Origin of the sequence: Empedobacter sp. UBA7248, from assembly GCF_002472945.1 — a bacterium.
GTDB lineage: Bacteria > Bacteroidota > Bacteroidia > Flavobacteriales > Weeksellaceae > Empedobacter > Empedobacter falsenii_C.
Genome location: NZ_DKSU01000007.1, coordinates 218,728 through 233,962, shown reverse-complemented (window position 1 = coordinate 233,962; position 15,235 = coordinate 218,728). Strand labels below are relative to the sequence as shown.

Annotated in this window: 14 protein-coding genes; 5 read left to right on the top strand and 9 right to left on the bottom strand. The window is 32.8% G+C overall.

Annotation, left to right across the window (positions count from 1 at the left end):
- Positions 1-117 precede the first annotated feature (117 nt).
- Together argH and B4A23_RS06750 are read left to right on the top strand one after the other, a co-directional pair.
- Positions 118-1,419 carry an argininosuccinate lyase gene (gene argH, locus B4A23_RS06755; protein ID WP_291118326.1) on the top strand — a complete coding sequence of 434 codons (1,302 nt, stop codon included), beginning with the start codon at positions 118-120 and terminating at the stop codon, positions 1,417-1,419.
- 225 nt (positions 1,420-1,644) lie between these two features.
- A complete protein-coding gene (locus tag B4A23_RS06750) occupies positions 1,645-1,863 on the top strand; it encodes a hypothetical protein (protein WP_052217768.1) in 219 nt (72 codons plus the stop codon).
- A 76-nt stretch (positions 1,864-1,939) separates the two neighbouring features.
- Here the strand turns inward: B4A23_RS06750 and B4A23_RS06745 are convergent, their stop codons facing one another.
- Together B4A23_RS06745 and B4A23_RS06740 are read right to left on the bottom strand one after the other, a co-directional pair.
- Positions 1,940-3,805 carry a lysophospholipid acyltransferase family protein gene (locus tag B4A23_RS06745; RefSeq protein ID WP_291118324.1) on the bottom strand — a complete coding sequence of 622 codons (1,866 nt, stop codon included), beginning with the start codon at positions 3,803-3,805 and terminating at the stop codon, positions 1,940-1,942.
- A complete protein-coding gene (locus B4A23_RS06740; RefSeq protein ID WP_180905681.1) occupies positions 3,806-5,047 on the bottom strand; it encodes an aspartate kinase in 1,242 nt (413 codons plus the stop codon). It abuts the gene before it with no gap.
- Between the two features lie 193 nt (positions 5,048-5,240).
- On the opposite strand from B4A23_RS06740, the gene fbp reads away from it, so the two are divergent.
- Complete coding sequence (gene fbp / locus B4A23_RS06735; protein WP_125349922.1) at positions 5,241-6,257, top strand: class 1 fructose-bisphosphatase; 1,017 nt, start codon at positions 5,241-5,243, stop codon at positions 6,255-6,257.
- A 71-nt stretch (positions 6,258-6,328) separates the two neighbouring features.
- Here the strand turns inward: fbp and B4A23_RS06730 are convergent, their stop codons facing one another.
- From B4A23_RS06730 to B4A23_RS06710, 5 genes are all read right to left on the bottom strand, one after another.
- Positions 6,329-7,900: a G-D-S-L family lipolytic protein gene (locus B4A23_RS06730; RefSeq protein WP_291118321.1), complete on the bottom strand. Its 1,572-nt coding sequence runs from the start codon at positions 7,898-7,900 to the stop codon at positions 6,329-6,331.
- 7 nt (positions 7,901-7,907) lie between these two features.
- Positions 7,908-9,140, bottom strand: coding sequence for an OmpP1/FadL family transporter (locus B4A23_RS06725; protein ID WP_038334921.1), 1,233 nt, complete (start codon positions 9,138-9,140; stop codon positions 7,908-7,910).
- Between the two features lie 138 nt (positions 9,141-9,278).
- Positions 9,279-10,490, bottom strand: coding sequence for an NAD(P)/FAD-dependent oxidoreductase (locus B4A23_RS06720; RefSeq protein WP_291118319.1), 1,212 nt, complete (start codon positions 10,488-10,490; stop codon positions 9,279-9,281).
- A gap of 69 nt (positions 10,491-10,559) precedes the next feature.
- Positions 10,560-11,396, bottom strand: a complete 837-nt coding sequence (locus tag B4A23_RS06715) for a universal stress protein (protein WP_291118317.1) — start codon at positions 11,394-11,396, stop codon at positions 10,560-10,562.
- A gap of 105 nt (positions 11,397-11,501) precedes the next feature.
- Entirely contained in the window at positions 11,502-12,329 is an 828-nt protein-coding gene (locus B4A23_RS06710; protein ID WP_286501691.1) for a universal stress protein, read from the bottom strand.
- A 165-nt stretch (positions 12,330-12,494) separates the two neighbouring features.
- Here B4A23_RS06710 and B4A23_RS06705 point away from each other — a divergent pair, with 165 nt between their 5' ends.
- Positions 12,495-13,001: an acyl-CoA thioesterase gene (locus tag B4A23_RS06705; RefSeq protein ID WP_038334897.1), complete on the top strand. Its 507-nt coding sequence runs from the start codon at positions 12,495-12,497 to the stop codon at positions 12,999-13,001.
- A gap of 4 nt (positions 13,002-13,005) precedes the next feature.
- Entirely contained in the window at positions 13,006-14,064 is a 1,059-nt protein-coding gene (thiL, locus tag B4A23_RS06700) for a thiamine-phosphate kinase (RefSeq protein ID WP_286473867.1), read from the top strand.
- Positions 14,065-14,469: 405 nt separating this feature from the next.
- Here thiL and rpmA read toward each other — a convergent pair whose 3' ends face one another.
- Positions 14,470-14,727, bottom strand: a complete 258-nt coding sequence (gene rpmA / locus B4A23_RS06695; RefSeq protein WP_038334883.1) for a 50S ribosomal protein L27 — start codon at positions 14,725-14,727, stop codon at positions 14,470-14,472.
- Positions 14,728-14,770: 43 nt separating this feature from the next.
- A complete protein-coding gene (gene rplU / locus B4A23_RS06690) occupies positions 14,771-15,076 on the bottom strand; it encodes a 50S ribosomal protein L21 (RefSeq protein WP_019975660.1) in 306 nt (101 codons plus the stop codon).
- Positions 15,077-15,235: the final 159 nt, after the last annotated feature.

The following is a 15,235-nucleotide window of genomic DNA, read 5'->3' as shown; positions in this document are numbered from 1 at the left end:
AACAATCAAAAATATTCAATATGAATAAATATTTATGATTATTAATAATTATACAACTTTAATGAGATATTATACAACTTTTTACTAACTTTGCGCCCTTAATTCATTATTATAGATATGAAACTTTGGGACAAAGGTTTTACCATTAATGATAAAATCGAAAAATTTACTGTTGGAAAAGACAGAGAATTAGATGCTCATCTTGCAAAATACGATGCTTTAGCGTCGAAAGCGCAGGCAAATATGCTGGCAAAAACAGGTTTGATTACCAATGAAGAAAATGATGCTTTGCAAATTGCTTTGGATGAAGTTTTGGTTCTGATTGCGGAAAATAATTTCGAAGTCGACGAAAATTACGAAGATATACATTCAAAAATTGAGGCTTTTTTAATTGAGAAAACTGGCGATGCCGGGAAAAAAATTCACGTTGCGCGTTCTCGAAATGATCAAGTTTTGGTTGCAATTCAACTTTTTGAGAAAGAGTACTTAAAACATACAACAGAGAAAATTGTCAACTTAATTGAGATTTTCCTACAAAAAGCAGACGAATTCAAGAATCATCAATTACCTGGATATACGCATTTTCAGGCGGCAATGCCAAGTAGTTTTGGAATGTGGTTTTCTGCTTATGCAGAAAGTTTGTTGACAGATTTATACTTTTTTGAGGCTGCATATAAAATTTCTGATCAAAATCCTTTGGGTTCAGGTGCAGGTTTCGGAACAAGCTTCTCAATTGATCGTTTGCAAACAACGCAAGAATTAGGTTTTTCAGAAATCTTAGTTTCTTCTGTTGGTGCACAAATGCTTAGAGGAAAAACAGAAAAATCTGTTGCGACAGCTTTAGCAATGATTTGTGGAACATTGTCTAAAATGTCATACGACTTGGTTTTATATAATTCGCAAGATTTGGCATTTGTGAAGTTGCCAAACGAAATGACAACAGGCTCATCGATCATGCCACACAAGAAAAATCCAGATGTTTTTGAGTTAACGCGTGCGCATTGTAATAGAATTCAGGCGTTACCGAATGATATTATGATGACGATTAATAATCTTCCAAGTGGATATCACCGCGATTATCAAATATTGAAAGAAATATTATTCGAACCAATGATGCAATTTGATAATATTATTGACATCTTAACATTTGCGATTCCTCAACTTCAGATTAAAGACAACTATATGAATCAGGATAAATATGATCCTATTTATACCGTTGAAAATATTAATGAAGCAATCAAAAATGGAACGCCATTCCGCGATGCTTACAGAGAAGTTGGTTTGTCTGTAGAAAATGGAACGTATGTTCCGCACAAAGAATTTCAGACTTCGCATATCGGAAGTATTCATAATTTGAGATTGGATTTAATTTCAAATAAAATCGAAAAATTCAAATTAGAAGCACAAGTTTTAAAATAATCGTTTGTAATAAGTCAAAAATCATCCTCAAACTTATAGAATTTGAGGATTTTTTTGTTCTATAAATTTTATAATTTCGGAAAATATCAACGTTTAAAAAATTGATTAAGTGTATTTTGTAAAATAAAATATGTTTTACAAAATAATTACAATCATTTTTTATTATATCAGGTCAAAATCATTCTAACTTTGACATATCAAATTAATCGATTAAAATTTAAAAAGATGAAAAAATTTTTCGCAGTAGTTGCAGTAGCAGCTTTATCATTAGGAGCAGTATCTTGTGGAGAGAAAACTGAAGAAGCACCAGTAGAAGAAGCACCAGCTACAGATTCAGCTACAGCAGTAGTTGATTCAGCAGTAGTTGACTCTGCAGTAGCTCCAGTAGCTGATTCAGCAGCAGTAGCAGCTCCAGCAGCAGATTCTACAGCAGTTGCTAAATAATTTATAGCGAAGCTAAAATATAAATGCGCTCAACTAGGTTGAGCGCATTTTTTTATGTTTTATAATTTGATAAAAACTAAATAATTGTTCCGTCAAATTTTCCTGATTGTATTTTTTTATCAAGTTCTGTTTGAATATCCTCTAAAACAGGACGAACAGTAGATTCTGGAATATCCGAAACTCTAATATACATTAAGCCATCAATTGCATCATTAAATTTGGGATCAACATTGAAAGCAATCACTTTTGCATTTTGTTTGATGTATTTTTTAATCAAAACTGGTAAACGCAACATATTTGGTTCAAGCTCATCGATTAATTTATCAAACTTATTCAAATCAGCTTCAGATTCATCAAAAATAAATTCTTTATCCTCCTCTTTCAGCTTAACTTTAAACTCATTTTTTGCTCTCACATACTGCGCTACAGTAGAATCATAATAATGAGATTTCATAAATTCGATCATCAAAGATTTTGAGAAATCAGAAAACTGATTACTAATACTTACTCCTCCAATAATAAATTTCTGATTTGGATTTCTCAATGTTACATGCACAATTCCTCTCCATAATAAGAACAATGGCATCGGCTTTTGTTGATACTCAGCTGAAACGAATGCACGTCCCATTTCGATACATTTCTTGAAGAAAGGATGAATTTCTGGATCAAAATTGAATAATTCATGAACATAAAATCCATTAATTCCATATTTTTCATACACTTCCGAACCAATCGCCATACGATATGCTCCAACAATTTTATTCGTATCCTTATCCCACAAAAATAAATGGTGATAATGATTATCGAAGCGATCAAGGTCAATTTCATCATTTGTACCTTCACCAATCGCACGGAAAGTTATCTCTCGCAAACGACCAATTTCTCTTAATATATTTGGAATTTGTTGAGCTGTTGAAAAGAAACATTCGTAATTATTATTAGTAAATAATAATGCTTGTTCATCTTTTCGTAAAGTTTCAATATCTTGAATTAATAAGTCTAAAGCAGTTTCCGAAATAATCGGCTTAACCTTTTTGTTAGAAGAAGATAAGCTTGGTAAATTCGGAATTTTCAACTCAATATTCGAAGGGTTTTTCAAGACTTGAGTTAAACTTCTTTTTTGTTTGTAATAAGACGAAAGCATGTATGTTTTCTTTCTCAAAAACTCAGAATAATCTTCTATAGACACATGCTCGTCTTGTTGTTTTTGTAAAATTGGTTTTCCAATACGAATTTGAATTGGACGTGTTCTTTTCTTCATCATTTCAGCTGGCAACATTGCCGTTTGAAAATCTGGATGAATCTTCGCTACACGGTAAAAAATATTACTATTTCGCGCTCTAAAAAACATTGGAACAACAGGAACTTTTGCTTTTTTGATCAACTTCATCGCTGATTCTTGCCATTCTCTGTCGATAATTTTACTTTCGTCATCACGATAAGAAACTTCGCCCGCAGGAAAAATTCCTAAACAACCTCCAGCTCTCAACAATTTTAATGCATCGCGCATTCCTGAAAGGCTACTGTATGCATCTTTACGTGTTTCGAAAGGATTAACTGGAATAATCATCGGTTCTAATGGTTTAATTTTTTGCAATAAAAAATTACCCATCACCTTGAAATCAGGACGAATTTTTGACATAAAATGCATCAAAATAATCCCGTCCAAAGCTCCAAGCGGATGATTAGAAATAATAATAAAAGGTCCTTCTTTTGGAATACGTTTCAAATCTTCTTCATGGATTTCGTAATCCATTCCCAAATCATCAATCAAATAATCCAAAAAAGGTTCGCATTGCAAATGCTTTCCACGATTGTACAAATCGTTTAACTGATCTATACTGAAAACTTTTTTCAATGCCCAAGCTACAGGCTTTCCTAAAACACCAATTTTAGAAAGACCCGAAGCTGAATAGATATCTTGTGTCGTGATTAAACTCATTTAAGCTTTAACAACTATTTGTAATGTTTCGCGCACTGTTTGTCGCAATAATTCTTTTTCTTTTGAAACAACTTTGTCAGAATCTGCATCAAAATGGCGAATTGTGTACAATAAAACATTGTTTTCTTCTTGCACTTTATACTCTTCGTTCATATCTGCAACAAACTTTTCTAAGTTGTCATATTTATCCTCCAAACATAAAGATAATGAAATTGCTGAATTTTGCATCAAATTTACTTTGATTTGATAATCATATAGTTTATTGAAAATTCCACTCAATTTATCTTCTGTAATAAAAGAGAAATCTTTACTTGATAAACGAATCAAATGTTGCTCTCTTTTTAGGATAAAACAAGGTACTTTTGGATCTAATGGTTGACCTTTCGCTACCTCTGTTCCTGCTTCTGTAGGATTAATAAATGATTTTACGAAGAAAGGAATTTCTTTTTGTTGAAGCGGCTGTAACGTTTTCGGGTGAATAACAGATGCACCATAATACGCCAACTCTATTGCTTCTTCATATGAAATATGATTTAACAGCTCAGCATTATCAAAATAACGTGGATCAGCATTCAAAACTCCAGGAACATCTTTCCAAATCGTCATGCTATCCGCATTTAAACAATAAGCAAAAATCGCCGCAGAATAATCTGAACCTTCACGCCCTAAAGTTGTTGTGAAAAAGTTTGGATCAGAACCTAAGAAACCTTGGGTAATAAACAAACCTGTGTTTGGTAAACGTTTAATACTTTCTTCTGTTAACGCCCAATTTACTTTTCCTTCACGATATGTATTATCTGTTTTGATATAATCACGAACATCTAACCATTCGTTATTAATTTGTATAGAATTAAGATACATACTGATGATTTTTGTCGAGATTAACTCTCCACAACAAACCACTTGATCATACACATAGCTATAATTTGGTGATTTGTTACGTCTTAAAAACGAAACAATATCATCAAAAAATTGCGAAATTTCGTTCGAAACCTCAGCTGGATTATCAAATAATTCTGTCGCTAAAGCAATGTGTTGTTCTTTAACTTCGTTAATTGTTTTTTCGAAATCTTGTTCTTCAAAATAGCGTTTGACTACCTCTTCCAATGCATTTGTTGTCTTGCCCATAGCAGAAACAATGATACATGTATTTTCGTAACCAACAGATTGCAATAAACTCGCAACATTTCTAACGCCGGCTGCATCTTTCACCGAAGCACCACCGAATTTGAAAACTTTCATTTCTATAAAAACTTTTTTTTGTAAATATTTAACTTGCAAATATAACCAAACTACACTTTATATGTTGACCGAATTTAATTAAAATAAAAAATAAATTTGAATGATGATTTTCACGTATTTAGATTAATTTCAAACGTTTGAAATGATATAAAATTGAGTTATTATTCCGATATTTGACCAGCAAAACATAATTATGAATACTAATTCTCATCAAACTCTTGGAGAGTTTATCATAGAAAATCAAGCAGATTTTATTTACTCATCCGGAGAATTATCTAGATTACTGAGTTCTATTAAATTAGCGACAAAAGTTGTTAATTATAAAGTAAACAAAGCAGGACTTGTAAATATCTTAGGCGAATTCGGAAATGAAAATGTCCAAGGAGAAAAACAACAAAAATTAGATGTTTTCGCAAACGATACGTTTATCGAAACGTTGTCGCAACGCGAAGTTGTTTGTGGTATTGCTTCGGAAGAAAACGAAGATTTTATCGCGATTCAACCTTCAAAAAATTCAAAAAACAGTAAATATGTTGTGTTGATTGATCCACTTGATGGTTCATCAAATATCGACGTAAATGTTTCTGTTGGAACAATTTTCTCTATCTACCACCGTGTTTCTGAACCTGGAACACCTGTTACAAAAGAAGATTTCTTACAACCAGGTAACAAGCAAGTTGCTGCGGGATATGTGATTTACGGTACATCGACAATGTTGGTTTACACAACAGGAAATGGTGTAAATGGATTTACCTTGAACCCAGGAATTGGAACGTTTTATTTATCTCATCCAAATATGTGTATTCCAGAAGATGGACATATTTATTCAGTTAACGAAGGTAATTATGTAAAATTCCCTCAAGGAGTTAAAAATTACATCAAATACTGTCAGGCAGATGAAGAAGATCGTCCTTACACTTCTCGTTACATCGGTTCTTTATGTTCAGATTTTCACCGAAACATGTTGAAAGGAGGAATTTATATTTATCCTTCTGGAACAAATAATCCGAACGGAAAATTACGTTTATTATATGAATGTAATCCAATGGCATTTATCGCTGAACAAGCTGGAGGAAAAGCTTCTGACGGTTTCCAACGCATTATGGATATTGAACCTACAGAATTACACCAGCGCATTCCTTTCTTTTGTGGATCGAAAAATATGGTCGAAAAAGCAGAAGAATTTTTACGAAATGAAGAATTAAAATAATTATTTCTAAAAAAATAATCAAATAAAAAATCCGCTCGATGAGCGGATTTTTTTGTTATCTGTACATTCAATTAAGGAATTGCAATACCTGGATAATTTCCTGGGTAAACATGTCTTAAAGTTGAATGATATTTTTTATTGATTGCATCAGCAAACATATTTGCGACAATTGCATATCCAGTTCCAGTTAAGTGAACTCCATCTAATGAGAACGCTCCACCAGAAACGAAAGTTGTTGTATATGTTTGTCCGTAATACTTAATTCCTGAAGCTGAACTTAATTTTTTCATTTCAGAATATGTATCAACTAAAGCTAAGTTATAAGCAGTTGCTAATTCAGCAATTGCTGCATTGTATTTAACTACAGCTGCTTCTGCTTTTGCTGTTTCTTTTGCTGTTAATACATAATTATCTGTCATTGGATAACTAACACCAACTACTGCTAATTTACCAGCTTTCTCTTGAGTTAATCCCAACTTCATTAATTCTGCAACTCTATTTGTGTCAACTTTTCCAATTACAGAAGAAGAAGTTAAAACCAATAAATCTTTCGCTGTTGCTTGACGCGCTTGTCCGTAAGTCATTCCAAATAAAGTCGCTGTTCCAGCATCATATCCTGCTTTAATTAAAGCAGCAGTAATCGTTGTTGATAAATCCGCTAAATCTTTATCTTTAATAACTACAGCGCTTGCAGCAGTTTTAGAGAAAACAATTTTTCTTTCTGGAACACCTGCCGCATCAAATACTTGATTTAATCCTGCATAAGTTGCATTCAATTCATCAATCATTGGTGCAAAACTTGGGTTTGCAGGTGATAATGGCGCGTATGGAACCGTTGTAAAATATGGAATAGATGTTACAGAAGGAATATTTGCAATAACTCCTTTCGCCCCTACCGCTGTTAATGCTTTTAATCCATCATTAATTGTAGATTTTACCACATTTACATTAGAAATGTCTGAACTTCCATAAGTCCTTGGATCAACATTATTTGTTTCATTATGATCTACTCCAACTCCACCAGATGTTGCATAACCTAAAACATCATTATTCCCAATCCAATAAGAGAAGAATGTTGGTTTTTGAGCAACTGCATCTGCAACTACAGAAGTTGTCGCATTACTTGCAAAACGTACAAAATAAGGGTTCGCTGTTGCTGGATTAGTTTTTAAGCCTGCTGGATTTCCATAACCTGGCGCAACTAAATGATAAGACTTCGCACCTGGAACTCCCATATTTTGAAACTTTCCTTTATCTGCTAAGATATCTAAAGCTCCACCCGCAGCACTTGGAACTGGTGTTAAAGCTCCATTTACAATTTGTAAATTCAATTTACCTGGAAAACCTGGTAAATCAGTAAATCCACCTGTATCATTTGGCATATAAGGAATTTTAAATTCTCCTCCTCCAGCAGCTTTCATCAATCCAGCTAACATGTTTGGGTAAGAATTTTCTTGTCCAGATTTGTACAATGCATTATCTCTATAACCAGAAGTTAACGAGTTACCTAATGCAATATATGTAGAAAAGTTTGCTTCACCTGCTGATACTTTAATATCTTCAATCGGATGTTCGAAATCTTCGCTACAGTTAAACATCGTAGCAGCTAATGCAACTAATACTATTTTATTTAAGTGTTTCATTTTTATCTTATTTTAGGTTGTACGATACGCCTAAACCAAAGTTTATAGCACGCATTTTAACATCTCCAGAGAAGTTTTGTTGAATATTATCAATATGTCTTTCGTCTCCTTTTACATATGATCCAAATAAATCAACATGAAAACCTGACTCAAATCTAAATCCTAATCCAGCTGAAACTGAATTCAAGTTAGAACTTGGTGTTTCTGATGACCAATAAGCTGATGGAACTGGTGATTTATCATGATAATAACCAACACGACCAACAATCATCTCGCTGAAAGTATACTCTGCTCCAAAACGGAATAATGTATTGTCTTTCCAGTTTTTAGTAGAAGATGATGTGTAAAAAGTATTAGAAGCATCATTATATAAATTGATATCTAAACTTTTGTAACGTGTCCAGTTTTGCCAAACTACATCTCCAAAAAGTTCTAATTGTGGTAAAACTTTGTACGACATTCCAAATGTAAACTCAGATGGTAACGGTAAAGTTGTATTCCATTTATCTGTATTGAAAGGTACATTAGATGCAATTCCAGAAGGAACATTAGACCATGTAACATCACCTTTATTTGCAGAAACATCTACATTAGAACGGTACGCAATTCCAACTCCAAATTTATCTGTTGGCTTGAACATTGCTCCAACATTAAATCCTAAACCATGAGCATCTTTATCCTCTAATTTAAGTTTAATATCATTTCCAGCAACTGTTTGCACTTTCTCCAATTTAGCTGTTCCGTGTGTATAAATGAAACCTACCCCCAAACTAAACCAATCAGAAAAACGATACGCAACCGTTGGCTGAATATTGAAAGCTTTTAAGTCAATATGTGTAATATTTGCTTTGTTTTGCCAATCTTCTGGCCACGTAACAGAACTACCAAAAGGCGTCGTAACACTCAATCCAATTGCTAAATCATCTACAGGCTTGTAACTAACTGCCAAATACATTGGTGTTCCTAATTTACTATCTGTTTCTGCTTTTTGCAACGTCATTGGATCTTGCCATTTTACGTCAGTTTTTACACCAAAACCTCCGACAGCAATACTCAATTTACTATCAACAAAAGCTAAACCTGCAGGATTATAAAACGCAACACTCGCATCGTGAGTTTGTGTTGCAGAAGTTCCACCCAAAGCTGCTTGGCGAACCCCTTGTAAAGCAACTCGGTATCCACCTGCAAATGCAGAAGAAGATAAGCCGATTAATGCTAAGGTTAAGAAAATTTTCTTCATATTTTTTGTTCGTTTTTAATAATTCCTTTAAACAAAAATAACATAATTTTATAATAATGTTATGTTAACATAATAAATTTTGAAAAAATCTTTACTATTAAGGCTTTCAGCCAGAATAATATCCGTGTAAAATATACACTATTGATAAATTTCTTTGATTTTTTCAGATATAATATATCCTTCAGACCAACACGCCTGAAAGTTGAATCCACCTGTTATGGCATCAATATTTAGAACCTCACCAGCCATAAACAACTGCGGGATTTTTTTTGCTTGCATCGAATGAAAATCAATCTCTTTCAAATCGACTCCACCAGCCGTTACAAACTCATCTTTGAACGTGCTTTTTCCATTAATTTGGTATTTTCCTTGCGTCAATTCTGTTGCAATTGTTTCGATGTGTTTTTTCGATAAATCTGCATAAACCTTATTTTCATCTACGTTACAATAATTCAGAATACTAAACCAAAAACGTTTCGGAAAATCGAATGGATTATTTTTATGCACATTTTTCTTGGCATCAACTTGTTTTTTATCATTCAAAAATGAAATGATTTCATTTTTAGATTGATTCACAAAATTGATTTCAGTCTCAAATTTATAATTGCTTTCATTCAATTTTAAAGCACCCCAAGCCGATAATCTCAAAATCGCTGGACCACTAAATCCCCAATGCGTAATTAGTAACGGACCTTCTGCCTCTAATTTTTGTTGATTGATTTTGACTTCAGCATTCTCAAAAGAAATCCCCATCAAGCCTTCAATTCGAGGATCTTTGCAATTAAATGTGAATAAAGAAGGAACTGGCTGAACGATTTTCAAACCTAAATTCTTCAAACTTTTCCAAAATTTAGGCGTACTTCCTGTTGTCACAATCACCGTTTCGAAAAAATGTTTTCCTGATTTAGTTATCAATTCATAACCACCATCAACTTTATTGATTTCTTGCACACCGTCTGAGAAATTAAGCTGAACTTTATTTTGATCAACCGCTTTTGTCAAAGCCTCTATAATCGAAAGTGAAGAATCGCTAACTGGAAAAATACGGTTATCGTCTTCTATTTTCAATTCTATTCCGCGCTCATCAAACCAAGCCATTGTATCACCCGGTTGAAACGTATAAAAAACACTTAATAATTCCTTTTTTCCACGCGGATAAAACTCAACCAAATCAAGCGGATCAAAACATGCATGCGTCACGTTACATCTTCCTCCACCCGAAATGCGTACTTTTTGAAGCGGTAGATTTGCTTGTTCAAACAATATAGTTTGTTGTCCTACAGTTTTTCCAAGGTTTGCTGCAACAAAATATCCTGCTGCACCACCTCCTACTATGGCTATTTTTTTCACGGGACAAAGGTAAAGTTTTATTTTTAACAGAATTTTTGACAAAAAAAGGAAATGTTTTCACATCTCCTTTTAAACTTTTTGTTCATGAAAAACGAACAAAGGTGTAATATTTTTATTTGCAATTTTCTTTGTAAATCCAGGTGAAAAAATCTTATCAAAAAATCCTTTATTGCGGCTCACAACCGTCAACAAATCGATTTGTTTTTCCTTGATAAAATCCAACACCGCGTTTACAGGATCTGCATCATTATAAACTTCGAATACAATTGGATCTCCAGCAAACTGATCTTGCCAATCTTTCATCGCTTGTTCATTAAACTTTCCATCTTTCGAAACGTGCATACAATGAATTTTTGCATGATGACGATTTGCAATTTCAATCAAATACTTTAACGCATCTTTATCTTTTTGATCAAAAACTGTGGTAAAACCAATATTCTTAAATCCTTTGAAAGACATTCCATGCGGAATACTAAGAATTGGAACTTTCATCGATGTAATCGCATTTATCGTATTCGAACCGAAAAGCATTTTCTCAATTCCTGTATTTCCGTCCGTTCCCATCACCACAAAATCAACACTTTCTTCACCAATAATTTCGCGTAGAATGTATAAGAAATTTCCCTCTTCTAAGATAAACTTGATTGGAATTTCATTCAAACCATTTTCATCAGCAATTTGTCTTAGTTGCGGAATATTATCTTTGAAGTTGTCAAAACTTCCTAATTCTACCGTTTCATATACATTCTGAATCAATCCAGCACTCAAACTTCCAGTAATCATTGGCAATTCGTAAACATGCAACACATAAACTTGTGCATCGATACTTTTTGCAAGATTTAGTGCATATAAGAAGGCGTTATTGGCAGTTTCTGAGAAATCTGTTGGGAACAATATTTTTTTCATCTTTTCGTGTTTTGTACTCAAAAGTTACGAATAATTTCATTTCAACACGAAAAAAGCTCAATCTATTTCTACAGATTGAGCTTTGTATATTCAGTATAAATTATCTTATTCGTGGAAAACAAACAAAGGCACGTTGTGTTGCGTCAAAATTTTCTTTGTAAAACTTGGCGAAAATAATTTCTCAAAGAAGCCTTTGTTACGGCTAACAACTGTCAACAAATCAATTTTTTCTTCTTTAATAAATTCCAAAACTGCGTCTACAGATTCATCCGCAGTATAAATAGAAAAATCTACAGGCTCATCTTTATAATATTCTTTCCAATGATTAAGCGTCGGAATATCATAATTTCCATCTTTCGAAACGTGTAAACAATGCACTTTTGCTTTGTAACGATAAGCGATTTCTGTTAAATAATCTAAGGCTTTGCGGTCTTTATCTTGGAAAATTGTTGTAAATCCGATGCTATTTATTCCTTTGAATTCATAACCATTTGGCACACTCAATACAGGAATTTTAAGATGTTTAATTGCATTCATCGTATTCGAACCAAAAAGAACTTTGTCAAATCCTGTATTTCCAGTCGTTCCCATTACCACAAAATCTACTTTTTCATCTTCGATAAATGTTGGCAACACAAACGAAAGCATTCCTTCTTTTACAAAAAATTTCAAATCAACATTTGCAAAACCATTGTCCTCAGCCATTTTTCTCAAGAACGGAATATGATCTTTTAAATTCTCGAAATTATTTAATTCAATTGTATTATAAACATCTTGCAAAATACCAGCATCGATTCCTCCGCTTACCATTGGATACTGAAAAGCGTGCAAAACATACAATTCTGCATTTTGATTTTCGGCTAAATTTAACGCATACAAAAACGCATTATTTGCTGTTTCTGAAAAATCTGTTGGAAATAATATTTTTTTCATAATCTGTCTGTTTAATAGCTTTTTAAAGATACAAATTATTAAATATCTATATTTTAATTTGATGTTAAATCTTATTGTTTTTTATTATTTACGATGATTAAAAATATTATCATTTTCGTGTAAATAGTAATCCGTAACTTTGTACCTTAAATAATTTTTCAATTCATGAATAATAAATATTTTCAAAAAACCATTGTTCGATGGTCAGATTTGGATGCTAATCGCCATTTAGCGAACGCTTCGTATATGAATTTTACAAGTTTTGCACGTATTGCTTTTTTGAGAGATTATGGCATTTCGATGAAAAATTTGGCTGAATATGGAATTGGACCAGCTATTTTGCACGAACAATTTTCTTTTTTTAAGGAAGCAATGGAAGGTGAAGAAATTTATATTTCGGTAGAAATTGGTGGAATGTCGGAAGATGGAATGATTTATCAATTTATTCATAATCTATATAATCAAGATGGTGTACATCTTTGTCATTCTGAATTGACAGGTGTTTGGTTTTCGATGTCGAAAAGAAAAATGCAAGCACCACCAACAGAAATGTTAGAAAATATTAAAAAATCATTTGAAGGACAAACCGTGAAAACAATGTCGAAACAAGATATTATCAATTTACCTTTTCGTTCAGAAAATATAGATCCTTCAATCTTTACTCAAAAATAAAATCATGTTAGAAGATAAAAACGTTTCAAAAACAAGTTTAGCCGAAATTGGAGAATTTGGTTTAATTAATCAAATCAAAGAAGGTTTTCCTATCAAATTAGAAAGTTCTATCAAAGGAATTGGTGACGATGCGGCTGTTCTTGATTACAAAAAAGATAAAATTGTGGTTTCTACTGATATGTTGGTAGAAGGTGTAAATTTTAGCTGGTCGTATATGCCTTTGCGTCACTTGGGATACAAAGCGGTTGTAACGGCAATTAGTGATATTTTGGCGATGAATGCTATTCCAAAACAATTGTTGGTTTCGATGGCAATTTCGAATCGTTTTACGATAGAAGCTGTGGACGAAATTTACAACGGAATGAAATACGCTTGCGACAAATACAATATTGATATTGTAGGCGGAGATACAACTTCTTCTGTTAGCGGACTTGTACTAAGTATGACGGCGATTGGTTCTGCTCCAGAAAAAGATTTGGCTTATAGAAATGGTGCAAAAGAAAATGATTTGGTTGTTCTTTCTGGCGATTTAGGAGCTTCTTTTCTTGGTTTGCAAGTGTTAGAACGCGAAGCACAAGTGTCAAAAGTGAATCCGAATAATCAACCAGATTTCGAAAACTATTCATATTTAATTGAACGCCAATTAAAACCAGAGGCTCGATTGGATATTATCAATCTTTTGAAAGAATTGAAAGTTAAACCAACTTCTATGATTGATATTTCGGACGGATTATCTTCTGAAATTATTCATCTCTCAAAAGAAAGTGGTGTTGGAATTAATATTTATGAAGAAAAAATTCCATTAGATTCTATTGTGATTCGCACAGCCGAAGAGTTCAAAATTAATCCAATTACATGTGCATTAAGCGGTGGAGAAGATTATGAATTATTGTTTACAATTGATCAAAAAGATTTTGAAAAAATCAAAGGAAATCCGCATTTAACAGTGATTGGTCATGTAACTGGTAAAAACGAAGAAAACTATTTGATTACACGCGGAAGCGAACAAATGGTTCCATTAACTGCTCAAGGTTGGGGAGTTGAAACAGAAGACGAAGAGTAGTTTTAGACTGAATTTATTTCAGTTTCTCATCAAATATAAAATCAAAAGCATTCAAGAAATTGAGTGCTTTTTTGGTTGAAATAAGTTGTATTTTAGATTATTATTAAAAGTATGTCTAGAAAATTTTCGATAAAAAATACGCTTTCCTTAACAGGAATTGTTTTGGTATCTTTATCATTCATAATGTTTATTTATGCTATCAGTATGTTTACTGCAAGAGGAAATTTCAGTAAGCTCTCTGTGAAAATTTCTGAAATATGTCTCGTCTTTTGGTTTCCAACTTTAATTATTAGTATCATTATTTTTATACTTGTTGCAGTATTAAAAAACTATAAAAACAAAAAAAGCTCGAACCAATAAGTTCGAGCTTTTATATTGTTAGCATTTTCGCTGTCGAATTATCAATTAAGATAATGGTTCAACTGAAACGTAAGATCTATCGTTACGTTTTTTAGTGAAAACTACTTTTCCGTCAATTAAAGCGAATAATGTGTGATCTTTACCGATTCCTACATTATCACCAGGATGATGTTGAGTACCTCTTTGACGAACAATAATGTTACCAGCGATTGCTGCTTGTCCACCAAAAATTTTAACACCTAAACGTTTCGAATGTGATTCACGACCATTTTTCGAACTTCCGACCCCTTTCTTATGTGCCATTTCGTTTTGTTTTTAAGAGTTAATAATTAATCTCAGCTCAATCTTAACCGATTGAAGCTACTTCAATTTTAGTGAATTGTTGACGATGACCGTTAGACTTTTGGTAACCTTTTCTTCTTTTCTTTTTGAAAACGATTACTTTGTCTCCTTTCACGTGTTCAACGATTTTAGCTACTACGGTAACTCCGTCTATAACTGGGGCGCCGACAGTGATTGCTCCGTTATCTGTTAATAAAACACGGTCGAATTTTACTTCGTCACCTGCTTCACCAGCTAAACGGTTTACAAACAATTGTTGGTCTTTTTCAACTTTGTATTGAAGCCCTGCTATCTCTACAATTGCGTACATAAATTAATGTTTATAAATGAAAATTGAGTGCAAAGATAATCAAAATTTTGAATTTAGATACTTGAATTCATTGAAATTTAATTAGAAAGATAAAAAAACTATGACATATCTTCTATTTGGATTAATTAAAAATAAATATCTTTGCATATAGTAAAATCA

Excerpts from the sequence above, each read along its gene's own strand:
- rplU (WP_019975660.1), bottom strand. The coding sequence starts at position 15,076 with ATGTACGCAATTGTAGAGATAGCAGGGCTTCAATACAAAGTTGAAAAA.
- fbp (WP_125349922.1), top strand. The coding sequence starts at position 5,241 with ATGAATACTAATTCTCATCAAACTCTTGGAGAGTTTATCATAGAAAAT.
- rpmA (WP_038334883.1), bottom strand. The coding sequence starts at position 14,727 with ATGGCACATAAGAAAGGGGTCGGAAGTTCGAAAAATGGTCGTGAATCA.
- B4A23_RS06750 (WP_052217768.1), top strand. The coding sequence starts at position 1,645 with ATGAAAAAATTTTTCGCAGTAGTTGCAGTAGCAGCTTTATCATTAGGA.
- B4A23_RS06740 (WP_180905681.1), bottom strand. The coding sequence starts at position 5,047 with ATGAAAGTTTTCAAATTCGGTGGTGCTTCGGTGAAAGATGCAGCCGGC.
- thiL (WP_286473867.1), top strand. The coding sequence starts at position 13,006 with ATGTTAGAAGATAAAAACGTTTCAAAAACAAGTTTAGCCGAAATTGGA.
- argH (WP_291118326.1), top strand. The coding sequence starts at position 118 with ATGAAACTTTGGGACAAAGGTTTTACCATTAATGATAAAATCGAAAAA.
- B4A23_RS06705 (WP_038334897.1), top strand. The coding sequence starts at position 12,495 with ATGAATAATAAATATTTTCAAAAAACCATTGTTCGATGGTCAGATTTG.
- B4A23_RS06725 (WP_038334921.1), bottom strand. The coding sequence starts at position 9,140 with ATGAAGAAAATTTTCTTAACCTTAGCATTAATCGGCTTATCTTCTTCT.
- B4A23_RS06730 (WP_291118321.1), bottom strand. The coding sequence starts at position 7,900 with ATGAAACACTTAAATAAAATAGTATTAGTTGCATTAGCTGCTACGATG.
- B4A23_RS06710 (WP_286501691.1), bottom strand. The coding sequence starts at position 12,329 with ATGAAAAAAATATTATTTCCAACAGATTTTTCAGAAACAGCAAATAAT.
- B4A23_RS06715 (WP_291118317.1), bottom strand. The coding sequence starts at position 11,396 with ATGAAAAAAATATTGTTCCCAACAGATTTCTCAGAAACTGCCAATAAC.
- B4A23_RS06745 (WP_291118324.1), bottom strand. The coding sequence starts at position 3,805 with ATGAGTTTAATCACGACACAAGATATCTATTCAGCTTCGGGTCTTTCT.